A 24,089-nucleotide genomic window follows, 5' to 3' on the forward strand; every position below is an offset into this window, starting at 1 on the left:
AAGCCCTAAGGCTTTCTCTATTTTAATGTACGCAGCAACTTCGGAAGTTCTGCGTAAATAGCCACTACTTCATCTATTTTCATCCGAACGAGCCCGCTTGAAGACGGGGCAACAAAATCCATTATTCCTGATACCATCGATTCTTCTTGTTTGCCCCACCTCACTTGCTTGCGTCCGCTGTACTGCTGATAGACACCTTTTCCAACAAAACAAACGATTTTAGGCGTGTATGTAGCGATTTTTTTCTTTAGGATTTCTCTGCCTTCTGCATATTCTTCTTTTGTAATCTCATCAGCTGCCTTTGTAGGACGCTCCACAATATTTGTTAAACCGTATCCTAGCTGTAACAGCGAGTGATCTTCCTCGGGATGGTATTTACGATCTGTTAAACCTGCTTTATGAAGAATCGTCCAGAAACGATTGGTTGGATTAGCAAAATGATGACCCGTTTCACCGGAACGGATGCTTGGGTTAAAACCGACAAATAAAATATCTAAGTTGGGCTGTATATGATCAAAAATAGAGTTCATAGTCATACGCTCCTTACAATGTAAAAAGAAAACATCCAAATTGGATGCTTTCTTTTTACTATACCCTATTAAATACGAACTACGCGTCCGTTGAATTTTTGTTTCCAGTAGCCGCTGCTCATGTTTGCAATTGCAACACCTGTTGAGCTTTGAGCACCGATGAACTTGCCGCCGCCTACATAAATACCAACGTGTCCGTCTTTTTTATATGTATCGAAGAAAACAAGATCTCCAGGCTGCATTTGACTAGAAGACACTTGCGTTCCAGCATGCTTTAACGTTTCTGTACTTACAGATCCAAGAGGCCCAAGGTTAACACCAACTTGAGAATATGCCCAGTGTACAAATGACGAGCAGTCAAATAAACCGTGGTTAATATCAGACTGGCTGCGTCCTCCGCCAAATACGTAAGCAGAGTTTCCAATCCAGCGGTTTCCTACCGTTACAACATTGCTAGCTTTTGGAGCCGGAGCGCTTGTAGGTGCAACATCATTGCTGCTTGCTTTTGGTGCTGCTTTAGGAGAAGGCGAATCAGCTTTTTCAACTGGTGCCGCCGCTGCTTTTTGAGCTTGTTCGGCTGCTTTCTTAGCTGCCTCTTTAGCTGCTTGTTCAGCTGCTTTTCTTGCTGCTTCTTCCGCCGCTTTTTGATCTTTAATATTTTGTTCAAGCGTAGACTGTTCATTCGCAAGAGAGCTGTCTTTTGATTGTAGAGAAGCTTTTAGTTCTTCATTTTTTGCTTCTTTATCTTTTAGTTCTTTTGCCAACGCATCTTTTTGTTTCTTTTGAGCTGCTAGCTGGACAGTCATTTCATCCAGTTCTGCCTTCATATCTTCTAAGCTAGCAAGCTTAGATTTAACATCTGCTTGTTTTGTTTTTAGTTCGTCTTGCATATTTTTAGTTTCTTTTAAAATACCGCGGTCTGCATCTACAATAGTCGAAACAGCTAGCGCGCGGTCTACAAAATCACCAAAACTTGAAGAACCGAGTAAAACTTGTAAATACTCTACGTTACCGCCGCTTTCTTGCATGGAACGTGCACGATCTTTTAAAATATCATTTCGCTTTTCAAGTTTTTCTTGAAGCAGCTTAATTTCTTTTTCAAGCTGGTCTACTTGTTTAGACGTTTCTTTAATATCCGCTTCTGTTTTTTGGGCTTTTTTATTATTTTCTTCTTCTGCTAATGTTAATCGCTCAAGCTGTGCTTTCATTTGATCTTGTTCTGCTTGAAGGCGTGTTAATTCATCAGAAGCTGCTTTGATGTTAGATTGCACATCTTGGCGTTGATTTTGAATTTGAGATTTTTGTGATTCCATATCCTGAATGGTAGAGGCATACGCTGGAGTTGATAAAACTCCTCCTAGGCCTAATAAAACCGTTGTGTTAAGTAAAAGCATTTTCTTTTTCAATATGAATTCCTCCGCTTTCTCGCTCTGTTAAACTAGTAATTTCTAATTATGTATCAATATGTATAAAAGTCTGACAATTTATGTAAAGTTCACTGTATTTGTCGATAAATAGCTAAATATGCTAATGAAAATCTACGAAAATTATACCACGATAAACGTTCAAAAAAAGAATAACAATATTACAATTATATTTCAGTAATGTAACATTTAACGCTTGTGTATACATTCACTTCTTGCCTGCAAAAATATACCTTTATTTCCCCATGCCAGTGAAAGATCTATCAAGCTTCAAACAGCAGTGCTTTTAGCGTTATAAAGTAGATAATTATTATTGTTTAAGCTGTTTAGATTTAAGATATTTCTAAAAGAAACGTAACAACTCTTTAACATATTCGTCTATTTTTACCCTTTATCTACCATTTTTACAATATTTGAAAATGATTTTCTGGAATAACAATGAATTTATTTCTATTCGATGTTTGAAGAAGTTCAAAAAGAGGACAATAGGCAATTTTCAAACAATATTCGACAACGCTTGGATGAAGCCATACAAAAAACCTTCTCGCCTTGAGGCGAGAAGGTTTTTTTAATCACGCTGCTGATAATAGTGTTCTAAAGCTACAATTGCGCTTCCCATTCTTTCTTGGTCAGGAATAACAATACGATCTACTCCTTCTTCTTTTAAAGCAGCAGCGGTTACTTTCCCAACGGCAACAGCTACTACAGAGCTTTCAAAGAGTTCTCGAATGTGATCAGCTTGTCCGTGTTCTCTTGCAAACGAAAATAAAAAGCGGGCTTGGGGAGCGCTTGTGAAATTAACAGCATCGACTTTCCCGCTTGTTAATTCGTTTATAAGCTGTTCCATGACTTCTGCTTTTGGAGGAATATGCTGATACGGTAAAATCTCTTTAAATTGGGCTTTTTGATTCGAAAGAAAATCAATCAATTTTGGTGCAGGATCTCCGTGAAGCTGAAGCGCTACATGCTTTCCTTCAAAAGAAAACGAATGAAGCGCTCTGACTAGGCCCGCTGTACTTCCATCATCATCTCGAACGGTTGGAGTAACACCGAGCTTTTTTAACATATTTACGGTTTTATACCCGCGTGCAGCAATATTAGCTGCTTGTAAAGAAGAAAGGAATTCATCAGCTAGTCCTAGCTTATCTGCTGTTTTATATAAAATTTCCGTCCCGACGCCTGTCGTAAAAATAAACCAATCATAATTTCCTTTTACCAGTTCTTTAATATCTGCTTCTAAGTGTGTGTCATCTAAAAAGATGGTTCCTTGTGCAGGTCGTACAAGCGGGGTACCGCCAAGGTTTTCAACAATTTTGCTGATTTCTTCTACTTTACGCTGACCTACGAGTGCGACTGTTTTACCTTCTAATCGTTTCAATGGTTTACCTCCATTTTTCTATGTATGCTACTTTAATGAACCTTGATAACCGAGTTTTTCAGAAATTAGGCTCGCCGCTTCTGTTACTTTTTGAATAATGAACGGCAGTCTGTCTCCTTGAAATCTCGCTTCAATTCCCGCTACGCTAATGCCTGCAACCACTTCATTTTGATGATTTACAATCGGCGCGCTCACGGATGTTGTAAAGTTTTCTAATTCAGAGGTGCTAATGGTATACCCTTTTTCTTTTGCTTCTTTTAATACATTTCTTAGTTTCTTTTGATCTGTAATGGTTCCAATACCTATTGGAGTTAGCTCCGTTTGAGTAATATATGCCTCTTGTTCTTTTTCGGGTAAATGCGCCAAAATAATGCGTGAACAAGCTCCTGCATAAAGAGGTGAACGCCTTCCAATTGATGTATAGAGACGCACGGGATGAAGCGTATCTACTTTTTCAATATACATGGCTTGATCCCCATCTCGTACAATTAGATTAACCGCTTCTTCTACTTCGTCTCGGAGCGTTTCCATTACGGGCTTTGCGATATTTCTAATATCTAAGCGATTAGCCACTAGCTGACCAAATTGCAAGAATAAAAGTCCTAGCGAATAGTATCCTTGCGCGTCTTTTGTTAAAAATCCCATCTCTTCAAGCGAACCAACCATCCGATGTAAAGAAGTTTTCGGAACGCCTGAATATTCCATCATTTCTGTGAAGGTCAGCTTAGGGTGGTTGATAAAAAGCGTGAGAATCTGCATGGATTTAACGACTGTTTTATTATTAGCTTGCATAAAACCTTCTCCCTTATTTGTGCGAATACATGTATTTGATAGACGTATAGCTTACTAGCTAATCATAATATGTTCTTTTTATTATACATGAAGAAAAAAAGGAAAGCACTCCCTTATAAGAGCACTTTCCTTTCTTACACCGTTTCTAGTTCTTTAATTGAAATAGGGTTACTTTCTAGAAATTTGGTTGTAAAATCCCCTTCGTTAAAAGAAGGATGATTCAGTAATTCTAAATGAAAAGGAATGGTTGTGTGAATACCTATAATGATAAATTCTTCTAGCGCACGTTTCATTCGTTGAATCGCTTCATTTCGGTCTTTCCCTGTTACAATTAATTTCGCCACCATTGAATCATAAAATGGAGAAATTTCATAGCCTGGGTAAACCGCGCTGTCTACACGAACGCCGTAGCCGCCAGGAGGTAAATACATCTCGACTTTTCCAGGAGAAGGCATAAAGTTTTTAGCCGGATTTTCTGCGTTGATTCGACATTCAATTGCCCATCCCTTTAACTGAACATCCCGCTGAGCAAATGATAGCGGGTAGCCTGCTGCTACTGAAATTTGTTCTTTAATTAAGTCGATGTTTGTTACAAGTTCTGTAACAGGGTGTTCAACTTGAATCCGTGTGTTCATTTCCATAAAGTAAAAATGTCCGTGTTTATCTAACAGAAACTCCACCGTTCCCACACCTGTATAATCGACTGCTTTAGCTGCCGAGACTGCCGCCTTGCCCATTTTCGCACGAAGATTTTCATCTACTGCAGGAGACGGAGCTTCTTCTACTAATTTTTGATGACGTCGCTGAATCGAACAATCTCGTTCACCTAAATGAACTACATTACCTTCTTCATCAGCAATAATTTGAATTTCGATATGTTTCGGTTCTTCTAAATATTTTTCAAGGTATACTCCGCCGTTTCCAAAAGCTGTTTCTGCTTCGTGCTGAGCTTGACGAATCGCTTTTTCTAGCTCCTCTTCGCTATGAGCTAGCCGCATTCCTTTTCCGCCGCCGCCCGCTGTAGCTTTTACAATGATTGGATAGCCTATTTCTCTTGCTACTGGAATAGCGGTGTTGCTATCTTCAATCAGCCCTTCCGTGCCAGGTACAATAGGCACACCCGCTTGTTTCATTGTTTCTCTCGCTACAGCTTTTGCTCCCATTTTACGGATGGCTTCCGCTTTTGGACCAATAAAGGTAATATCACAGGATTCACACATCTCAGCAAAATCAGCATTTTCAGCTAAAAATCCGTAGCCGGGATGAACAGCGTCTGCCTTGGTTACTTGTGCTACGGTAAGCAAATTCCGAATATTTAAGTAGCTTTCTTTAGAAGACGTTTTACCAATACAAAATGACTCATCTGCTAGCTTTACGTGAAGTGCATCTTTGTCTGCTTCTGAATACACGGCCACGGTTGCAATTCCCATCTCTTTACAAGCTCGAATGATACGAACTGCAATCTCACCGCGGTTTGCGATTAACACTTTTTTGAACATAGTGGCTCCTCCTGACAATATGTATACTTTAATATGATTTTACGGTAAATAGAGGCTGTCCAAACTCAACAACATCTCCGTCTTTCACAAGAATTTCAAGCACTTCTCCTTCCATTCCTGCATCTACTTCGTTAAACAGCTTCATCGCTTCAATTACACATACAACATCTTTACGTTCAATAGTTTGTCCTACTTGAACAAACGGATCAGCGTCTGCTTCTGGCTTGGCGTAAAAGGTTCCAACCATTGGTGATAAGATTTGTTTTTCATTATTCTCTGCTGCGTTTATAGACATAGAATCTTGAGGCGTTTGCTCAGCAGCAGCGGCTTTTACTTCCTCTGTTTTTACTTCTGTAACAGATGTGTCTTCTAAAGGAATTCCCGCTTTATCAATGACAACTTTTGTTCCTTCATGTTCAATATGGAGCTTTTGAATACCAGATTCATTCATTAATGAAACAACTTCTTGCAATTCACGTACGTTTATCATTTCTTGTCACTCCCGTTTTATGTTATTTAGTTGACGCAAGGTTAATAGCAATCTTCAATTCTTGAAGCATCTGTTCTTTTTCTAAATAGATTTTTTCTGCTTCATGAAGCGAAATGTGAGAAAAATAGATGGATTCTCCGGGCTTTACTTGAGCTAAAAGCGGTAAATCCGCTGTGATGACTTGAGCGATTTTAGGATATCCTCCTGTAGTTTGACGGTCTGCTAACAGGATAATGGGATTTCCATCTGGCGGGACTTGAACAGAACCTTGTGAGACGGCTTCAGACAATAGCTCTTTTTTTTCTTGAAGCTGAAGAGAAGGTCCATCCATTCGATAGCCCATTCGATCTGATTGATTTGATACTTTAAAGGGTTCTTGAGTAAAATGACTTTGGCTTTCAGCTGTAAATAAATCAAATTGACCCCCATTTATAACACGGACACTTGGTTTCTTTGTAAAATGGACAAATTCTTTATAATTTACGGACCATGAAGAAGTATATACTCCGTTTATCAGTTCATTGGAAAGAAAAGCAGGCTTTGAAGCAGCAGGAACAGATAGAGGTAAAACGTCGTCTGTTTGTAATGCTCTTCCTTTATAGCCACCAATTTCCCCCCTCAAATACGTGCTTTTACTATTTAACACTTCATTAATAGAAAATCCTCCAGCTACAGATAGATAGGAACGACAACCAGTTCTACAAGGCCCAAATGATAAAGTGCCTCCTTTTGGAATAAATAAAGGTTTCCACATCGGGACTGGCTTTCCGTTGACCGAAGGAGTTAAATCTCCACCTGTGATCGCTACTAAACAATCACTTTCTATTTCAAGGGTAGGCCCCATTAGCGTAACTTCAAGTCCCGCTTCTTTTTCATCGTTACCAACTAGTAAATTAGCAATTCGAAGAGAATAAGAATCCATTGCACCGCTTACAATTACACCGTGCTGCTGAAATCCTTTTCTTCCCAAATCTTGAATGCTTGTTAATAACCCGGCTTTACTAACTCTTATACTCATTTTTCCCCCTCCTTTGCCTGTAGTTCTTGATACTCTTCTTTAGAGATAGGCTCAAATTTTACAATATCTCCAGCCTGCAGCAAACTTGGAGGATTTTGCTCCGGCAAAAACAGTTTAATCGGCGTTTGACCAATTAGCTGCCATCCTCCGGGAGTGGAAATAGGATACACTCCTGTTTGCATTCCTGCAATACCAACCGAACCTGCAGGAATAGAGGTTCGAGGAGACGAGCGGCGAGGCGTAGCAATTTTTTCAGATAGTCCTCCGAGAAACGGAAATCCAGGAGCAAATCCAATCATGTACGCTAAGTATTCGCCTTCAGAATGAATACTTATTACCTCTTCAGGTGTTAAGTTATGGTGACGAGCGACATATTCAAGATCAGGTCCATACTCTCCTCCGTAGCAAACTGGAATGGAAACCGTACGATGGTCTAACTCTTTTTCTGTCTGTTCGTTCTCTAATTTGCTTTGAAGGATAGAAGACACTACTTCAAAAGGAGACACAAATTCTTTTTTCTCCTTCTTTTTCACGGCTGCTACCACTTCAAGAGGGTTATAAAAGATCGTAAGGTTCGTAAATGCCGGCACGCATTCAATAAACCCAGGGAAAGGATTTAATTCTATTGAATCTTTACACGTTTTGATTTGTTTATGAATATCGTACTGAATACTATCTCCAAACGTTATAACAAGCGCTGAGTCGCCAAGCGGAGAAATAACAGCTGACGCTTTTGTTACGGTTTGATTCATATCTACACCTCTTTCTTTTATAAAACACCTAGTTTTTCATCTCGAATATCTGTAATAAACATATGTCCAGGAGCATGTGTAATCATAATAGAAGGTTTTGTTTCCATTGCTACAGCTTGAGGAGTTACACCACAAGCCCAGAACACGGGAACTTCGCCTTCTTTGACGGAAACAGCATCGCCAAAATCCGGAGAGTGAAGGTCTTCAATGCCTATTGCAGCGGGGTTTCCAATGTGAACAGGTCCTCCGTGCACAGCTGGAAAACGTGAAGTTACTTGCGCTGCCCGCACTACGTCTTGCTGAGGAATTGGACGCATACTAACGACCGTCGAGCCGTGGAATATTCCCGCTTCAGCGCATGAAATATTTGTTTTATACATAGGAACATTACAGTTTTCTTCAATGTGACGAACAGGTATGCCGTTGTTTAAAAGTGCGTGTTCAAATGTAAAACTGCAGCCGATGAGAAAAGCTACCATATCTTCTGTCCAATAGCCTTTGATATCGGTTACTTCTTTTACCAGTTCCCCATTTTCATAGATTCGATACTTCGGAATGTCTGTACGAATATCTCCGGACGGAGCCGCAAACTTTGGAACAGGAGATCCAACGTCCGTTACATCTAAAAGAGGACAAGATTTAGGATTACGCTGACAGAACAATAGAAAGTCAAAGGCTTGTTTCTTTGGTAAAATAGCTAAATTAGCTTGAGCATAGCCGTTTGCCATGCCTGCCGTTGGGTGAATAAGCTGGTTGTTACGGATTTGCTGACGAAGTTCAGCTGGAGTTAGCTGTGAAAGGTTTGTCATATTTCTATCTCCCATCATTGCCCGCACGCAACTTGCGTGCGGGCACCTTGTTTTATTTAAATAATTGAGGAAGTTGATCCATTAACGTATAACCGCCCATTAAAGCCATTACAATAACGACAAGTACACCAGAAATGGTAAGCCATAAAGGATGCTTATACTCACCAACGATGCTTTTTTTATATGCAGCAACTAGTAATGTTCCAAGGGCGATCGGCAGAATTAATCCATTAATTGCTCCAACTAACAGAAGAACTTTTACAGGTTTTCCAATTAAGACAAACGACAGAGTTGAAATAATAATAAATCCAATAATAATCCAGTTTGAGTTTTTATTAAGTTTTTCACTAAACGTTTGAATAAACGAAACGGATGTATAAGCAGCTCCCACTACAGACGTAATAGCAGCAGACCACATGACAATGCCAAAGATTTTATAACCGACGTTTCCTGCTGCGAGCTGAAACACGGATGCTGGAGGATTGGCCGGGTCAATTTGTAACCCTTTAGATACAACGCCAAGTACAGCTAAAAACAAAGCGATTCGCATAACGGAAGTGATAAGAATTCCTGTTACAGAACTTTTAGTTACTTGAGGTAAAGAATCGATGCCTTTTACCCCGGCATCTAAAAGACGATGTCCGCCTGCAAAGGTAATATAACCACCAACAGTACCTCCAACAAGCGTAACGATCGCAATGATGTCGATTTGATCAGGTTTAAAAGATTTCACTACAGCTTCTCCAACGGGAGGTGAAGTAGTAGCTGCTACATATAGCATTAGCCCAATCATGACAAAACCTGCAATTTGCGTGAAGCGATCCATTGCTTTTCCAGCTTCTTTTACAACGAAGATTAGCACGGCAATAACTGCACTAATTGCAGCTCCGGCTGTTGGAGAAATACCGGTAATCGCATTTAATCCAAGACCGGCACCGGCAATATTTCCAATATTAAATGCAAGTCCTCCAATTACAATTAAAATAGCGAGCACGTATCCTAGTCCGGGAAATACCATATTGGCGATTTCTTGTCCGCGTTTTTCAGAAACGGCAATAATCCTCCATACGTTGGTTTGAGCAAAGATATCAAGAATAATTGAAATTAAAATAACGAATCCAAAGCTTGCGGCTAAATTTTGTGTAAATACGGTAGTTTGAGTTAAAAAGCCTGGTCCAATAGCCGATGTGGCCATTAAAAAAGCGGCTCCAAGCATTAACGTCCAGTTTACTTTAGGTGCAGCCGAAAGCTTTTGCTGAGGTGTTGATTTTTTTATTGGCTCCAATATCATCTTCCTCCTGATTGTATGTAGTTTTTATTGTGAAATAGCCTTAACTACCACTTCTGATGCTTGTAAAGAACGGTTGACATGACGAGCAAATTCAAGTGCGTGAGCCCCATCTCCGTGAATACAAATCGTGTCTGCCTGCAATTCTACATCCTTGCCTTGCTGAGATTTGACTTTCCCTTCTTTCACCATTGTAATAACTTGAGAAACAGCTTCGTTGTCATTTTCAATTAAAGCATTTGGTTCTGTACGAGGCGTAAGAGAACCGTCTAACTGATAGGTACGGTCTGCAAATACTTCGTTGGCCGTTTTCAAACCAATTCTGTTACCGGCTTGAATCAGCTCACTTCCAGATAATCCAAACAAAATCAGCTCAGGATTTACGTTGTAAACAGCTTTTGCTATCGCTTCAGACAACGCTTTATTTTTAGCAGCCATGTTATATAGTGCACCGTGAGGTTTTACATGCTGCATTGATAACCCTTCTGCTTGCAAAAAACCGTTTAATGCACCAATTTGATAGACTACGATATCGTAGGCTTCCTGAGGTGAAATATTGATGTTTCTGCGTCCAAAACCGATAAGGTCCTGTAGACCAGGATGAGCACCAATTTGCACTTTTTTTTCAGCGGCCAATTTTACCGTTTTTCTCATGACGCTTGGATCCCCTGCATGAAATCCACAGGCTACGTTCACAGACGTCACGTGTTCTAAAATGGCTTCATCATTGCCAATGCGATAAGCACCAAAGCTTTCCCCTAAATCACAGTTTAAATCTACTTTATTCAATTCGTTCTTCCCCCTTAAAAACTTCATTGTAAGCGTAATCATTTGCAGATAGTAAATAAAATCCAAGCTGAATTATCTGCATTAATACTTCAAGTTCCGTTTTTCGGAACTTCAGTACCGTTTTTCAGTTATATTTGGATTTTAGCACGAGATGATGAATTGAACAACAACATTGTCAGAATATTTGACATAGTCATTATTTTTATTTGGATAATACTCCCTTATTTTATTTGTGTTTTCTATCTATAGCCTTAATATAATGCAGCTTCTTAATGTCATTGGACACAGTAAATAACTAGGTTGTCAGAATAATTACTAGTTCAAAATAATCAAAATGAAATTTTAATTGTAATCGTTTTCAAAGAGGTGCTATATTTCAATTGTAGTCAATTTATGCAAACGATTGCAAAAAAAAGGGGATGAAACGATGAAAGGGAAAAAATGGACAGCTTTAGCTCTAACACTGCCGCTGGCTGCTAGCTTATCAACAGGCGTTCACGCCGAAACCGTACATAAAGGTAAATCTCCAGCTGCAGATAAAAACGGTGTCTTTTATGAGGTGTATGTAAACTCTTTTTACGATGCAAATAAAGATGGACATGGTGATTTAAAAGGTCTTACACAAAAACTGGACTATTTAAATGATGGCAATTCTCATACAAAGAATGATCTTCAAGTAAACGGGATTTGGATGATGCCGGTCAACCCTTCTCCTAGCTATCATAAATATGATGTAACGGACTATTATAACATTGATCCTCAGTACGGAAATCTGCAAGATTTTCGCAAGCTAATGAAAGAAGCAGATAAACGAGATGTAAAAGTTATTATGGACCTCGTTGTGAATCATACGAGCAGTGAACACCCTTGGTTTCAAGCTGCGTTAAAAGATAAAAACAGCAAGTACAGAGATTACTATATTTGGGCTGATAAAAATACCGATTTGAATGAAAAAGGATCTTGGGGACAACAAGTATGGCACAAAGCTCCAAACGGAGAGTATTTTTACGGAACGTTCTGGGAAGGAATGCCTGACTTAAATTACGATAACCCTGAAGTAAGAAAAGAAATGATTAACGTCGGAAAGTTTTGGCTAAAGCAAGGCGTTGACGGGTTCCGCTTAGATGCTGCCCTCCATATCTTTAAAGGTCAAACACCTGAAGGCGCTAAGAAAAATCTCCTGTGGTGGAATGAGTTTAGAGATGCAATGAAAAAAGAAAACCCGAACGTATATCTAACGGGTGAAGTATGGGATCAGCCGGAAGTAGTAGCTCCTTATTATCAGTCGCTTGATTCCCTATTTAACTTTGATTTAGCAGGAAAAATTGTCAGCTCTGTAAAAGCAGGAAATGATCAAGGAATCGCTACTGCAGCTGCGGCAACAGATGAACTGTTCAAATCATACAATCCAAATAAAATTGACGGCATTTTCTTAACCAATCATGACCAAAATCGCGTCATGAGTGAGTTAAGCGGAGATGTCAATAAAGCAAAGTCAGCTGCCTCTATCTTACTTACGCTTCCTGGAAATCCGTATATTTATTACGGTGAAGAAATCGGCATGACCGGTGAAAAGCCTGATGAATTAATCCGTGAACCGTTCCGCTGGTACGAAGGAAACGGACTTGGACAAACTAGTTGGGAAACACCTGTATACAATAAAGGCGGCAACGGCGTGTCTGTAGAAGCACAAACCAAACAAAAGGACTCTTTGTTAAATCATTACCGTGAAATGATTCGCGTGCGTCAGCAGCACGAAGAGTTAGTAAAAGGAACGCTTCAATCTATTTCAGTAGACAGTAAAGAAGTTGTTGCTTATAGCCGTACGTATAAAGGCAACTCCATTAGTGTGTATCATAATATTTCAAATCAACCTGTAAAAGTATCTGTAGCAGCGAAAGGTAAATTGATTTTTGCTAGTGAAAAAGGTGCTAAAAAAGTCAAAAATCAGCTTGTAATTCCGGCGAATACATCGGTTTTGATAAAATAATTAAAAACACCTTTACGTGATTACCAAGTAATGACGTAAAGGTGTTTTATTCCTGCTATGCTACAACTGTCGTACTCGCGCATCCGCCCTGCCCTCTTTTAAAAATAGTTACATGATTGATATAAGGTCTATTTAGTTAATAAATTAGACCTTTTTGGACGAGCAAAAAGTAATTTACCTTTATAGCCGATATGTCATATTCAATTTTAGTTAAAGTAATTCAGGTTCCCGGAATACAAAGAAAACCTTAGGAATCTATAGACACCTAAGGTTTTCTTTGTATTCATGTTTCTTTTCATTCGTCATAGTAGCCTAACTTAGTATCCAGCAAATATTGACAAGTCCATACCTTAACAAACTAAGTACATTTCGTTTAATATTGCTTTTTATTTATTCAATCGGAAGTAAAGTATCAACTACAATACTGTTTACAGCATTGATATACGCAAATGCACTTGCTTTCATAACATCCGTATCTGTTGCCTTGGCAATATACTTTTCGCCTTTGTATTCTACTTGAATCTTTACTTTTCCTAATGCTTCCTTACCTCTTGATACACTGCTAATATTATATTCGATCAATTTAATATCTAAATCACTAATTTCTGTAATAGCTGAATACAAGGCAGCAATCGGGCCAGAACCGACTGCACTACTTTTCAATATTTGATCACCCTTTTTAATCTTCACACTTGCAGACGGGAAATTTGTATTACTAATCACTTGCAAGTCGATTAGTTCATAAAAATGATGACTATAGTGCATTATATCCTGATTATGAATATCATTTTTCGCATAATAATTCTCAACGATTACATATTTTTCAAGCGATCATTTATTTTAAAGATTAGTTCACCAAACTCTTCCGGCTCGGCATAGCCAACTGTATCGGGCACATTAATAATGGTAGCCCCCGCCTTTACAACAGCTTCGATCGTTGCCCATAAATATTCAAAATCGGAGCGAGACGCATCCTCCGTTGAATATTGTACATTTGGTAGAAATGTTTTGGCATATTTTACTGCATCAACACCAAGATCTAAGATTTGACTTTTCGATTTTCCAAACTTCTTTTCCACGTGAATGTCTGAAGCGCCTAAAACTATATGGATTAACGGTTTTTCAGCATATTTCACACTATTATAAACAGCATCAATATCAGTCTTTACTGCTCTTGCTAACGCTGTAATGATCGTTTCGTCTGTATTTCCTATTTTTATAGCAATTTCTTTCACAGCATTAAAATCACCGGCTGAAGATGAAGGAAAACCAGCTTCGATAATATCGACTTTCAGCTTCTTTAGTTGCTGTGCTACTTCTAGTTTTTCATACAGGTTCAACTTAGCCCCCGGGACTTGCTCGCCATCTCTTAAAGTCGTATCAAACATCCAAATTTTTCTCGTCATTTCAGAAACACTCCTTTGTCATATTAATGCATAAAAAAAAGCCCCGTCTCTATAAAAACATAGAGACGAGGCGTTGCTCGCGGTACCACTCTAATTGATCAATCATTACATAATTAACCCACTCATTTTCGGCAGCTACCACCACCTATCTTCATAACGGTAGAAATATAATATTCAGGGAGTAGCTCTTGGATGAGTTCAAAGGCAATAACTACCGATTCTCACCAACCATCGGCTCTCTGAAAAGTTTATATATCCTTCTACTATTTCCAATCTTTGCTTATCGTTATTTGATTACATGCAATATTATATCTATCTATTCATTTTGTCAACTTAGTTTTTTGAATAAAAAAATAATTATTAATATAAAAATAATTATTTCTTAGACCATTAGTTTGCACATAAACATCTACTACCTTGGGACCGTCAATAATTTTGTCTATTACATACCTTGTAGAAAAAGTTCATATTTTTCTACAAGGTATATAAAACGATTATAAAAGTTCTGTGCTAGATCAAAGGCGATTTTATATTATTTTTAAACCTAAACTGACATTGAAAAACGTTCGTTAATTAAGTTTAATTTTCGTTCACAAAGATATTCTTTTTTCTATTCTGAGACCTAGCACACTGGTACCCAAAAAGGAGCCTTTTAAGTTAATTAATTTCTATTATGCGTACTTATTTCTAACAGCATTATCCCACATAAGCAGAATCTGTTTTAGCTCAGCTGTTTCAATTAGACAATACGCCTTTTGATCTTCTTCAGCATATTCATTCACAATTTTTGTTACATCATATTTAATTTCTGTAGTACAGGCATTTCCAGTTAATTCTTCATAAGAAGATTGCTTTGAAAGTACTTTATCAATTAAATCTAGCCATAATTTCGATCCATCTTCTTGTACATCACTTAATAATAAATCTATAACTAAAAAAATTTCATCAGGTACATTTATCATAAGCATTCCTTGGTTATCTTCATAGATTTGAACATTATATTTCATTACTGGTTCCCTCCTCTTTCTCTTATTGGAAAAGCAGTATTTATCTTTCCTTCTGAATTTATATACATCCTAATTGTTAAACCCTCAGAAGTCCTTCCTGCATATAGACCTGACTGACGGTTAATAAGGCGTTTATTTTCATAAGCTTCGTTAATTGCATTAAGAACTTGAGCTCTGTTCCAATCCTTTGGAAAAAAAGTAGAAACAGGTATTTTTTCAATACCCTTCACAGAAACTTTTGCACGATAAATTCCTCTGCTGTCAGGAGGGTCTATTACCTCTACAACTTTTCCTCCGCCCATCATACTCTCGTGATGATAACCTACTGCTTTTTGACGTCGATTTACTTGTCCATGGAAAACATGTTCTACCGTATGAGATGTAACACCTCTTGGACTTTGAGCCCCTTCACTACTTCTAGAAAATAACATCATTGTAGAGTCATTAATTTCTGAAGTGACGTTTTTAACATATGTACTACTTAGTGTATTAATATTTTTTCTTTGCTCAGCAAAGGCTAGGCTCCTTTGAGGAGTTGACCCCAAATTCTTTGTAGAAAGTTGGTCCAGACTATATTGAACTTTCCTTTTTAGGAATCCACTTAAATCGGCGGCTTGTTTTACATCTTCTGCAATCCCAGCTGTGCCTTTCACAGAAACCCCTACTCCTAAGAGACCTCCTGCAGCTTGAAGCAAGCTAGTTTGCTTCTCTTCTTTGGTAAGTTTGTTTCCTAATAAGTCTTTCCCCATTGTATACTCGTACATCCCATTCGTTAACAAGAGACCATAGAGACCTTTTTCTGTTTGTTGGAGTGTTTTGAAAGCTTTTGGTGTATGATAAAGAGCCATTGCATGATGCGCGGCACTCATGCCTTTAGTGGTTTTGTAGACCACACTGCCTCCTTTTACAGCTCGCCCTGCCCAACCTACAAATGGAATAAATCCAGCTGCTGCCATCGCTCCAGCTGTCACTCGTTGCGTTGTAGAAAGCTTTGTATGTGTAACCGGATCGACGCCCTCTACGGCTCGCTTATAATCATAGTATCCAGTAAGTTCTCCAACGATATCCAGGCCTTTTTCATACCATGGTTTATTAGCTTGAATTTGTCCTTGCTTTTCAGCTTCAATAGCTTCCTTTTGAGCTTTGATTCGCTGCTTTTGTTCTGCTTTTTCTTCTACATAACCTGAAGCGACTTTATCGATTTGCTGCTGTGTTTTGTATGCTTCACTATTTTTGTAGGCATTGGCATCAAAGACTAGCTGATAAGCACTGCCTCCTTGGGAGGTCATCTGTTCCAAACTATTTACGCTGAATTGCACAGATTCATAGAAGGAATCTAACATTCCATATTCACTTGAAAGCTGATTATCTAGTTCTTCTACTGCTGTGATGGTATCTGTTCTCTTTTTCTCAGTTGCGCTTAAATCATCTTCAAATGCGTCTGTAGAAAACGGTGTAATATGTATAATATCTTCAATATTGCTTAAAATCGATTCAAGTTCAGCGTGCTGCTGTTCAACCATCTGCTTGGAACGATCATTGGCAACTTCCAGCTCTTGTTCTAAAAACGATACATCTACAAACGTGTCACCTTTTAATTTAGCATGTTCGGCATAGTCTGCAATACTATTAAAATAGGATCGATGTGAGGAAACAAGACTTTTCCAATGTGTGACGGTATCCACTTGTGTTTTATAAAAGCCTTTGATGTTATCGGCACCTTTTCCTTGAAATTCATGATCTAGTGTAGCCATTGCATGAAGAGCTTTTTTTAATGCTTCTAACTGCTCATCGAATACTTTATACGCTTGTACACGGTCTTTTGTATAGGCCAAAAGCGTATTGGCTTCATATACTTTTCCCATTTATTATAAACCCTCTTTACCTTATGATTAATGCACCTCTGATGCGACATTTTCCTCTATTATCCATTATAAGATTACTAGTACACTATCTAAATAGGATAATAAGACCTTTTATAAGTGTAATGATGCATTAAAAAGGATATAATTTCAAAATAGAAGATAATACTTATAGGTATAAATGTTTATTTCAGGTTTATATCATGTATAACAACATCATAGAACGTCCGATTACATGCGTTGAATATACCTCTACGTATAGACTGGACTTGAGTCAATACTTTAACATTTACTTACTGTAATTAAAAACATAGATAAAGTTATTCTCTAAAAAAGATTTAATTACAACACTTATTTTTAAAGATATATGCATATGAATCTACAAATTTGGCCAGACTAATAACGTATTCCCCCCTATTCCAATAAATTTGAAAATCCTTTGCCTCTCGGGCAAAGGATTTTTTTATACAGATATTTCTTGAGATGAAAAACCTGGCAAATAAATTTCCTTTATAATTAATGGTAAAATAATGAATATAAAAGGAGGGAAGTAAATTGAAAAATAATGTGACAATCACTCTTACAGCAATTGTACTAATAGGGGCAGCAACTTTCTACTTCGTTACATTTTTTGCATATATCCCGTCTGATAAATTCTCCGGTTCCCCTGTACCTAAAAATGCACAATTAGTAAAAGAAAACGAACGTTTAGACATGTATGATTGGTCTAAAGCTTCTGAAGAAAATGGGATACCATCAGGATATAAATTAGCAACTAAATCAAAAGGGTGGCAGGAGAAAAATCGAGAAAGAGCCTCTACTTATTATGAAAAAGGAAATAAAAAATTGATTTAATATCTCAAACGAATGAATTAACCCTAATTAAAGATAAAAATTAAATACAAGTGAACTAAAATGAACTAGCTCAGGTGTTAGACACAGTTTAACACCTGGAGGCTAGTTCACGAACAGTATTCTTATCTACTTTTAATCAGCGTATGATACATGCTTTTAGTTAACATAAACGCGTTATCCGTAACAAAAAAAGCACCTAATCATAATACTAGATTCTTTTTTTACACTACTCTTTACTTTGTATTTTACGGGCAGCATCTACTGCAAAATAAGTGAGAATACCATCACACCCTCCACGTTTAAATGCAAGTAAAGTCTCTATAATCACTTCATCTGGATTTAGCCAACCTTTTTCAAAAGACGCCATCATCATAGAATATTCTCCACTCACTTGATAAGCAAAAGTAGGAACAGAAAACTTAGTTTTTACACGTTGAACAATATCTAAGTAAGGTAGGCCTGGTTTTATCATTATCATATCAGCGCCTTCTTTTATATCTAGTTCTACTTCACGTAAAGCCTCATCCGAGTTTGCAGGATCCATTTGATACGTTTTTTTATCCCCTTTAAGTCTCTCACTTGAATTTAAGGCATCGCGGAAAGGACCATAATAGCTAGAGGCATATTTTGCTGCATACGACATTATTCTAGTGTTGTGTAAATTCTCTTTATCTAAGGCAGTTCGAATAGCAAATATGCGACCATCCATCATATCAGATGGAGCAACAACATCTATTCCAGACTTTGCTAATATTAATGCTTGTTGAACCAACACACGAACGCTTTCGTCATTATCAACATAACCATTAACAAGTATTCCATCATGGCCGTGATCTGTATAAGGATCTAAAGCGACATCCCCAATTAAACCGACATTTGGGTATGCTTCCTTAAGTAGTTTTGCTGCCTGACAGATTACATTATTTGAATTTAACGCCTCAGTTCCAATTGAATCTTTTTTACTGTCTGGAATAACTGGAAATAAAGCAATTGCTGGAATCCCTAATTCTACAGCTTCTTTTACATGTTGAACTAAACAATCTAAACCGACTCGAAATTGACCTGGCATAGAATTAATTTCTTCTACTCCTGCCTCTTCTTTTACAAATATTGGCCAAATTAAGTCATTAACTGTTAATTCATGCTGGGCAATTAAACGACGATTCCAATCGTCCTTTCGATTTCTTCTCATACGAATTACTGGGAAGTTTTCCATTTCTATATCAATCCTCCATTAATTATTTAGATAAAATCTATCTACACAAACTATTTAAGTATATATTAGTATTCCTTACTAGTACATAAAAGGCTACTATCCCTGATTAACTTAGGAGATTAGGAAAGAATAAGTCCTTTGAGAAGCGCTAGATTTATCAATATCCTATACAAAATTAGTTTACATAATACCTTCTTATCGGTAGAAATAACAAGCCTAATTTTTTAAATTAGGCTTGTTATTTCATAATTATTTACTTCTATTACTGAGAGATAGAATGGAAATATCTTTCCATCCATATGCTTCATCTTCTACTATGCACTCTCCAAATTGGCTCTCTCGGTGAGTATAATACTTACCTCCCAAACGTTTATAAAATCCACGTCCAGATTTGTTGTTTTTCATCACCCATACCATCATAGAAGAAATACCTTCATTCATAAAATGTTCAGCAACAGTTGAAATCAGACTTCTTCCAGTACCTAGTCCTTGAGCAGCAGGTAACAGATAAAGTGCGTATAATTCTCCTTTAAATTCCTTGTCATTATTAATTTGAGCTGCTGCAAATCCAATAATTTCTTCAGAGTCATTACTAGCAATGTAAATAAATGAGCTATGTGGTGAATCACTAAAAAATTTCATCCATTTATTTTCAGCTTCCTCATACGATAGTTCGTTTAGAAAGTTGTCTGGAACTAAACCATTATAAGTTGTCTTCCACGTATCAACATAAATCTTTGATATCACCCTTATGTCGTTTATGTTTGCTTTTCTAATTTTCACTTTAAGCACCTCTTCTACATTCTAAACATAATTAACTTTATATACTTACTATATATAAAAAAAGTTTTATTATCTAATATTGAATGTATGTGATATACAGAGGTAATTACCATAATCAATATTATCGGTACAAAAAAAGTAATGCATTGGATGCATTACTTTTTCGATATTAGTAATTTTCTTTTATGAAAAGCAATGCCTTATCAAGACTAGAAGTCCTTAGGACAATCTCTTTATTATTAAAGACGATGAAGAATGGACTCTCTTTAATATTTAAATCAGGGTACTCTTTTTTAGCTTGATCTAGAGAAGGAATTGTTACAATTTTCTAGGAAACGAACGAATTATAGACATAAATTTCTACTTGTCTAATCGAATAGAAGGATTAAGCTGTCTTCAACAGGAGTATAAGGATCTGGTAGTAATAAAGTGGTTACTGTATTTTCTTTCGAACGTTTAATGCCCAGTAAAAAATCCGTGGATATAACCCACGGATTTTTTTACAGCTCTTTTTCCAAACAGTTAACTTGATTATGATGCAGCGGCTTAGTGGCATACTGTGTAAAACCAAGGCGCTCCCAAAACAGCTTGGCTCTAGGATTTTGAGACAGGACACCAAGGCGTAGAACAGAAATTCCTTCTTCTTTTAGCTTGTCTTCGAATGCTAAATATGCCTGCGTTCCGAAACTGAAATTGTGATAGGCGCTATGAATAATGAAAGCTCCAATCCACGGATGATCATCGTTAGGATTTTGTTTCATGTAATCAATAACCCCTACGTATGTATCGTCGGCTTTTATAAAATAACTGTCTGTTTTTTCATTCATATATTCTTTAAAAAGCTCTTCTTCCCTCCGCTCTTTCTTGCCGTTTTCTAACACGTTATAAGCTTCGTTTGAATTGATAATCTCTGACACAATATACATCGTGTCAGCTGTAACGGGTTCAAATGAAATCATATGTCTTCCCTTCTTTCTCTGTAAAGTAGCTGTATATCGTCGCTTTGTCAATTTTACCATTTTTCATTCGCGGAAAGGACGTTAAAACTCTCCATACGCGCGGGATTTTATAAGAGGATACTCGTTTTGTCAGCGCTTGTCTTACATCAGAAAGAGAAATGTTCTCTAAGACAATTGCTGCACCTACGACTTCTGAACGTTCAGCATCTGCTACGCTAAAAACGGCTGCTTCGCTAACGCCCGGTATTTGTAGTAGCAGCTCTTCAATTTCTTCAGCATATACTAAGCTTCCGCTGCTTTTGATTACATTTTTGTCTCTTCCTACGATGGTAATGTTTCCGTCTGGAAGCTGAACCGCAATATCATGCGATGTAACATATCCGTTAAAAAATGAGCGGTTCGTTTCTTCGCTGTCCTTAACAAACCCTTCGAATGCTTGAGTTGTTTTCACAAACAGTATTCCTTTGTCTCCTTTTTCTACTTCTTTTCCACGTTCGTTCAGGATTAAAACGTCTACACTGTCAACAGGATAGCCTACTGTATGAGGCAGCGTTTCAGCGGTATCTGGTGAAAGTACCGTAACAAATCCCATTTCAGAAGATCCGTAATATTCATAAAGAGAGGAGTTAGGAAACGCTTGTGAAAATTTCTTTCGAACGGAAGGCGATAATTTATTTCCTACTGAAATCACGGTCTGTGGCAAAAGTCGTTTTTCTTTCGGTCTGCTTTGTATGTACCGAAGCAAAGGAGAAATTAACGCAGGTGTAATAGACATACAGCTAGCTTCCTTGTTAAAAACAGCAGAAGGTGTAAACGCTTCTAGCATGATAGCGTGCATGCCGCTGCAAAGCGCATGCAAAACCGGATAAAGCTGCGCGGAATACGAAATATGTAAGGGGATAAGTACTTTTTCATGTTTCTGTAAAGAAAATACGTCCGACCATTCTTGAAATGATGAAGACCAAGAGTGATGTGATTTTACAAATCCTTTTGGTCTCCCTGTTGATCCAGAGGTAAATCCAAATAAAAATAGATCGGACAGTGCATTCACTTGCCGTATAGGCAGGATTGGTTTTTCTTTTGTTATGTTAGTTAGAGAAGATGTTTTCCATAGCCAATTCGGGGACTGAATAGAAAAATAAGTATCCACTTCAGCTTCTGTTAGCTCATTATGTAAAAGCATCACAATTCCACCCGCTTTTAAAATCGCTAAAAATGACACAACAGCTTCTGCATTGTTTGGCATGCTTAAAGCAACGAGCTCTCCTTTTTCCATCACTTTTTCTTTCAGCTGTTTTTCGGCTTTACATACACGATCCCACATTTGACCGTAGCTTAGCTTATTAACAGAATCCGATAGTGCGAGTCTGTCCGGCGTTTTTTGACACTGATTAAAAACTAGTTCTTCAATTCGTTTCATTACTCCGTAAGCTCCTTTTTATTTTACTTTTAGTGTACCGTAAATACGGGTTTGAGAAAAGAAAAATGTAAACTTTAATAAAAATTAAGTTGACTAATTTAAGTTTAATAAGATACGATAGTCATGTTTTATCCTACATAGCGGAGGTTTACGATGAAAACAAAAGATATGACGTACGTTGCATTATTCACAGCTATAATGGGAGCTCTAGGACTCGTCCCTCCTATTTTTTTATCTTTTACACCTGTTCCAATTACTCTTCAGCCTATGGGTGTTATGCTGTCGGGAGGAATTCTTGGCGCTAGATTAGGAGCTTTAAGTCAATTTCTTTTTTTATGTTTACTAGCAGCTGGCGTTCCTTTACTTGCTGGAGGACGCGGAGGAATTGGGGTATTTTTGAGTCCGAGTGCTGGATATATCATTGGCTATGTGTTTGCCGCTTTCTTTATTGGCTGGACGTTAACAAAGTTAAAAAATGTAACGGTTGCAAAAGCTTTTGCTGTCAATGTGTTATTTGGGATTGTGTTAGTCTATGCCTGTGGTATTCCTGTGCAGGCAATGCAGCTTCACATTCCGTTTCTGAAGTCTCTTCAGCTAAGCTTTGTTTACCTTCCAGGTGACTGTATAAAAGCAGCGGTCGCGGCTTATTTAATTACAAAAGTTCGAAAAGCAGTAGCGGTACCTGGCCGTTCGAACACGGCTTCTATGTAAGGAAGTGATGACTTATCTATCAAGCAGCAATTGTAAAAGCGAAGCGTACGGTCATTGGAAAAGAAAACGGTCTACTGAAAGATTTTCATGTTCAAGAGCTAGCAGCTCCTTTATTAAAACAGCTTAGCGCTGGAATTGAACATGAAATTGATGACGTTATTTTAGGAAATGTTGTAGGTCCAGGAGGAAATGTAGCCAGGTTATCCGCTTTAGAAGCGGACCTCCCTTTTTCTATCCCGGGAATGACCATTGATCGTCAGTGCGGAGCTGGCTTAGAGGCGATTCGAATGGCCAGCTATTTGATAAAAGCAGGTGCAGGAACGTGCTATTTAGCTGGAGGCGTTGAAAGTACAAGTACTTCTCCATTTGAAAAAAGAGCACGTTTTTCTCCTGATAAAATTGGTGACCCTGACATGGGAATTGCAGCAGAAAACGTAGCTCAGCGATACAATATATCTAAAGATCAGCAGGACAGATATGCTCTTTTAAGTCATAAAAGAAGCTGGGAGGCTTTTGAAAAAAGATGGTTTGAAGAAGAAACGCTTCCTCTTCCAAACGTGATGCACGATGAAGCATTTATGAAAAAACGAAACCTAACAAAGCTGCTGCAAAAAGCCAGCCCCGTCTTTTTAAAAAATGAAGGCACCGTCACCGCAGCCAACAGCTGTGGAATTAACGACGGAGCCTGCATTGCGCTTGTGATGGAAGAGCAAAAAGCACGCGCTTTAGGCTTTCAGCCCGTTTTGCGTTTTATTGACGCTGATATTTCAGGAGTGTCACCTCTTTACCCTGCTATTGCACCAGTTTCTGCGATTAAAAATATCTTGAAGCGAAATTCTCTTACGGTAGATGATATTGATTTATTTGAAATCAATGAAGCATTTGCTGTTAAAGTTGTCGCTTGCATGCAAGAACTGGGAATATCAGAAGAAAAAGTGAATATTCGCGGAGGAGCATTGACCCTAGGACACCCTTACGGAGCATCAGGAGCTATTTTAGCTACGCGTCTTTTTTATGAGAGCAAGCGCCGTGACGTGCGATATGTCATAGCAGCTTTAGGAAGCGGAGGCGGAATAGGAACAGCGGTATTATTTGAAGTAATCAAATAATA

21 protein-coding genes, 1 pseudogene and 1 other annotated feature are annotated in these 24,089 nt (G+C 37.9%); of the genes and pseudogenes, 4 read left to right on the forward strand and 18 right to left on the reverse strand.

Translation table 11 applies throughout. The features are described 5' to 3' along the window. Window positions 1-17 precede the first annotated feature (17 nt). The 11 genes from mug to pxpA form a co-directional block, all read right to left on the reverse strand. Window positions 18-530 (reverse strand): G/U mismatch-specific DNA glycosylase, encoded by a 513-nt coding sequence (gene mug, locus ACMX9J_RS03255; RefSeq protein ID WP_034266359.1) that lies wholly within the window; start codon window positions 528-530, stop codon window positions 18-20. A 68-nt stretch (window positions 531-598) separates the two neighbouring features. Continuing rightward, window positions 599-1,936, reverse strand: coding sequence for a coiled-coil domain-containing protein (locus tag ACMX9J_RS03260; RefSeq protein ID WP_416225415.1), 1,338 nt, complete (start codon window positions 1,934-1,936; stop codon window positions 599-601). A 586-nt stretch (window positions 1,937-2,522) separates the two neighbouring features. After that, window positions 2,523-3,332 carry a uroporphyrinogen-III synthase gene (locus ACMX9J_RS03265; RefSeq protein WP_033579069.1) on the reverse strand — a complete coding sequence of 270 codons (810 nt, stop codon included), beginning with the start codon at window positions 3,330-3,332 and terminating at the stop codon, window positions 2,523-2,525. A 27-nt stretch (window positions 3,333-3,359) separates the two neighbouring features. After that, a complete protein-coding gene (locus ACMX9J_RS03270) occupies window positions 3,360-4,124 on the reverse strand; it encodes an IclR family transcriptional regulator (protein ID WP_033579070.1) in 765 nt (254 codons plus the stop codon). A 134-nt stretch (window positions 4,125-4,258) separates the two neighbouring features. Next, on the reverse strand, window positions 4,259-5,623 hold the full coding sequence (gene accC / locus ACMX9J_RS03275) for an acetyl-CoA carboxylase biotin carboxylase subunit (protein ID WP_416225416.1): 1,365 nt from the start codon (window positions 5,621-5,623) through the stop codon (window positions 4,259-4,261). 28 nt (window positions 5,624-5,651) lie between these two features. Continuing rightward, on the reverse strand, window positions 5,652-6,113 hold the full coding sequence (accB, locus tag ACMX9J_RS03280; RefSeq protein ID WP_416225417.1) for an acetyl-CoA carboxylase biotin carboxyl carrier protein: 462 nt from the start codon (window positions 6,111-6,113) through the stop codon (window positions 5,652-5,654). A gap of 22 nt (window positions 6,114-6,135) precedes the next feature. Beyond that, entirely contained in the window at window positions 6,136-7,131 is a 996-nt protein-coding gene (locus tag ACMX9J_RS03285; protein WP_416225418.1) for a biotin-dependent carboxyltransferase family protein, read from the reverse strand. Further along, on the reverse strand, window positions 7,128-7,883 hold the full coding sequence (gene pxpB, locus ACMX9J_RS03290; protein WP_034266379.1) for a 5-oxoprolinase subunit PxpB: 756 nt from the start codon (window positions 7,881-7,883) through the stop codon (window positions 7,128-7,130). The genes ACMX9J_RS03285 and pxpB overlap by 4 nt, the downstream gene beginning before the upstream one ends. A 17-nt stretch (window positions 7,884-7,900) precedes the next feature. Then, window positions 7,901-8,692: a putative hydro-lyase gene (locus ACMX9J_RS03295; RefSeq protein ID WP_048020763.1), complete on the reverse strand. Its 792-nt coding sequence runs from the start codon at window positions 8,690-8,692 to the stop codon at window positions 7,901-7,903. Window positions 8,693-8,744: 52 nt separating this feature from the next. Next, entirely contained in the window at window positions 8,745-9,908 is a 1,164-nt protein-coding gene (locus ACMX9J_RS03300) for an NRAMP family divalent metal transporter (RefSeq protein WP_165573460.1), read from the reverse strand. 99 nt (window positions 9,909-10,007) lie between these two features. Further along, window positions 10,008-10,769, reverse strand: coding sequence for a 5-oxoprolinase subunit PxpA (gene pxpA / locus ACMX9J_RS03305; RefSeq protein ID WP_028413248.1), 762 nt, complete (start codon window positions 10,767-10,769; stop codon window positions 10,008-10,010). A 427-nt stretch (window positions 10,770-11,196) separates the two neighbouring features. On the opposite strand from pxpA, the gene ACMX9J_RS03310 reads away from it, so the two are divergent. Continuing rightward, window positions 11,197-12,759 carry an alpha-amylase family glycosyl hydrolase gene (locus ACMX9J_RS03310; protein WP_260506332.1) on the forward strand — a complete coding sequence of 521 codons (1,563 nt, stop codon included), beginning with the start codon at window positions 11,197-11,199 and terminating at the stop codon, window positions 12,757-12,759. Window positions 12,760-13,149: 390 nt separating this feature from the next. Here ACMX9J_RS03310 and ACMX9J_RS03315 read toward each other — a convergent pair. The 3 genes and pseudogenes from ACMX9J_RS03315 to ACMX9J_RS03325 form a co-directional block, all read right to left on the reverse strand. Continuing rightward, a pseudogene (locus ACMX9J_RS03315) lies at window positions 13,150-14,165 on the reverse strand (alpha-isopropylmalate synthase regulatory domain-containing protein). Between the two features lie 58 nt (window positions 14,166-14,223). Further along, window positions 14,224-14,451: a binding site (T-box leader), on the reverse strand. A 385-nt stretch (window positions 14,452-14,836) separates the two neighbouring features. Next, the gene (locus tag ACMX9J_RS03320) at window positions 14,837-15,172 is read right to left on the reverse strand and encodes a hypothetical protein (protein WP_047750899.1); all 336 of its coding nucleotides are present in this window, start codon (window positions 15,170-15,172) and stop codon (window positions 14,837-14,839) included. Continuing rightward, a complete protein-coding gene (locus tag ACMX9J_RS03325) occupies window positions 15,172-17,037 on the reverse strand; it encodes a T7SS effector LXG polymorphic toxin (protein ID WP_416225419.1) in 1,866 nt (621 codons plus the stop codon). The genes ACMX9J_RS03320 and ACMX9J_RS03325 overlap by 1 nt, the downstream gene beginning before the upstream one ends. Window positions 17,038-17,589: 552 nt before the next feature. Between ACMX9J_RS03325 and ACMX9J_RS03330 the strand changes: the two genes are divergently transcribed. Beyond that, window positions 17,590-17,889: a hypothetical protein gene (locus ACMX9J_RS03330; RefSeq protein WP_416225420.1), complete on the forward strand. Its 300-nt coding sequence runs from the start codon at window positions 17,590-17,592 to the stop codon at window positions 17,887-17,889. Between the two features lie 226 nt (window positions 17,890-18,115). Here the strand turns inward: ACMX9J_RS03330 and hemB are convergent, their stop codons facing one another. The 4 genes from hemB to ACMX9J_RS03350 all read right to left on the reverse strand — a co-directional run bounded on the left by hemB (window position 18,116) and on the right by ACMX9J_RS03350 (window position 22,267). Further along, window positions 18,116-19,105: a porphobilinogen synthase gene (gene hemB / locus ACMX9J_RS03335; protein ID WP_033579082.1), complete on the reverse strand. Its 990-nt coding sequence runs from the start codon at window positions 19,103-19,105 to the stop codon at window positions 18,116-18,118. Between the two features lie 249 nt (window positions 19,106-19,354). Further along, window positions 19,355-19,888 (reverse strand): GNAT family N-acetyltransferase, encoded by a 534-nt coding sequence (locus tag ACMX9J_RS03340; protein ID WP_047750897.1) that lies wholly within the window; start codon window positions 19,886-19,888, stop codon window positions 19,355-19,357. A gap of 500 nt (window positions 19,889-20,388) precedes the next feature. Then, window positions 20,389-20,847, reverse strand: a complete 459-nt coding sequence (locus ACMX9J_RS03345; protein ID WP_028413207.1) for a GNAT family N-acetyltransferase — start codon at window positions 20,845-20,847, stop codon at window positions 20,389-20,391. After that, complete coding sequence (locus ACMX9J_RS03350; protein WP_154991284.1) at window positions 20,834-22,267, reverse strand: class I adenylate-forming enzyme family protein; 1,434 nt, start codon at window positions 22,265-22,267, stop codon at window positions 20,834-20,836. The genes ACMX9J_RS03345 and ACMX9J_RS03350 overlap by 14 nt, the downstream gene beginning before the upstream one ends. 153 nt (window positions 22,268-22,420) lie before the next feature. Here ACMX9J_RS03350 and ACMX9J_RS03355 point away from each other — a divergent pair, with 153 nt between their 5' ends. Both ACMX9J_RS03355 and ACMX9J_RS03360 read left to right on the forward strand, forming a co-directional pair. After that, entirely contained in the window at window positions 22,421-22,978 is a 558-nt protein-coding gene (locus ACMX9J_RS03355; protein ID WP_047750894.1) for a biotin transporter BioY, read from the forward strand. Window positions 22,979-22,992: 14 nt separating this feature from the next. After that, complete coding sequence (locus ACMX9J_RS03360) at window positions 22,993-24,087, forward strand: acetyl-CoA C-acyltransferase (RefSeq protein WP_028413204.1); 1,095 nt, start codon at window positions 22,993-22,995, stop codon at window positions 24,085-24,087. The last annotated feature ends 2 nt before the right edge of the window (window positions 24,088-24,089 follow it).

It is taken from the genome of Priestia sp. RMT2NF4 (assembly GCF_047872835.1).
In the GTDB taxonomy this organism is placed as follows: Bacteria; Bacillota; Bacilli; order Bacillales; family Bacillaceae_H; genus Priestia; species Priestia zanthoxyli.

Bases quoted from the DNA above. Each gene is read 5' to 3' on its own strand.
- ACMX9J_RS03355 (WP_047750894.1), top strand. From the start codon at position 22,421: ATGAAAACAAAAGATATGACGTACGTTGCATTATTCACAGCTATAATG.
- ACMX9J_RS03345 (WP_028413207.1), bottom strand. From the start codon at position 20,847: ATGATTTCATTTGAACCCGTTACAGCTGACACGATGTATATTGTGTCA.
- ACMX9J_RS03325 (WP_416225419.1), bottom strand. From the start codon at position 17,037: ATGGGAAAAGTATATGAAGCCAATACGCTTTTGGCCTATACAAAAGAC.
- ACMX9J_RS03320 (WP_047750899.1), bottom strand. From the start codon at position 15,172: ATGAAATATAATGTTCAAATCTATGAAGATAACCAAGGAATGCTTATG.
- accC (WP_416225416.1), bottom strand. From the start codon at position 5,623: ATGTTCAAAAAAGTGTTAATCGCAAACCGCGGTGAGATTGCAGTTCGT.
- ACMX9J_RS03300 (WP_165573460.1), bottom strand. From the start codon at position 9,908: ATGCTTGGAGCCGCTTTTTTAATGGCCACATCGGCTATTGGACCAGGC.
- ACMX9J_RS03350 (WP_154991284.1), bottom strand. From the start codon at position 22,267: ATGAAACGAATTGAAGAACTAGTTTTTAATCAGTGTCAAAAAACGCCG.
- hemB (WP_033579082.1), bottom strand. From the start codon at position 19,105: ATGGAAAACTTCCCAGTAATTCGTATGAGAAGAAATCGAAAGGACGAT.
- pxpB (WP_034266379.1), bottom strand. From the start codon at position 7,883: ATGAATCAAACCGTAACAAAAGCGTCAGCTGTTATTTCTCCGCTTGGC.
- ACMX9J_RS03285 (WP_416225418.1), bottom strand. From the start codon at position 7,131: ATGAGTATAAGAGTTAGTAAAGCCGGGTTATTAACAAGCATTCAAGAT.
- mug (WP_034266359.1), bottom strand. From the start codon at position 530: ATGAACTCTATTTTTGATCATATACAGCCCAACTTAGATATTTTATTT.
- accB (WP_416225417.1), bottom strand. From the start codon at position 6,113: ATGATAAACGTACGTGAATTGCAAGAAGTTGTTTCATTAATGAATGAA.
- ACMX9J_RS03295 (WP_048020763.1), bottom strand. From the start codon at position 8,692: ATGACAAACCTTTCACAGCTAACTCCAGCTGAACTTCGTCAGCAAATC.
- ACMX9J_RS03270 (WP_033579070.1), bottom strand. From the start codon at position 4,124: ATGCAAGCTAATAATAAAACAGTCGTTAAATCCATGCAGATTCTCACG.
- ACMX9J_RS03310 (WP_260506332.1), top strand. From the start codon at position 11,197: ATGAAAGGGAAAAAATGGACAGCTTTAGCTCTAACACTGCCGCTGGCT.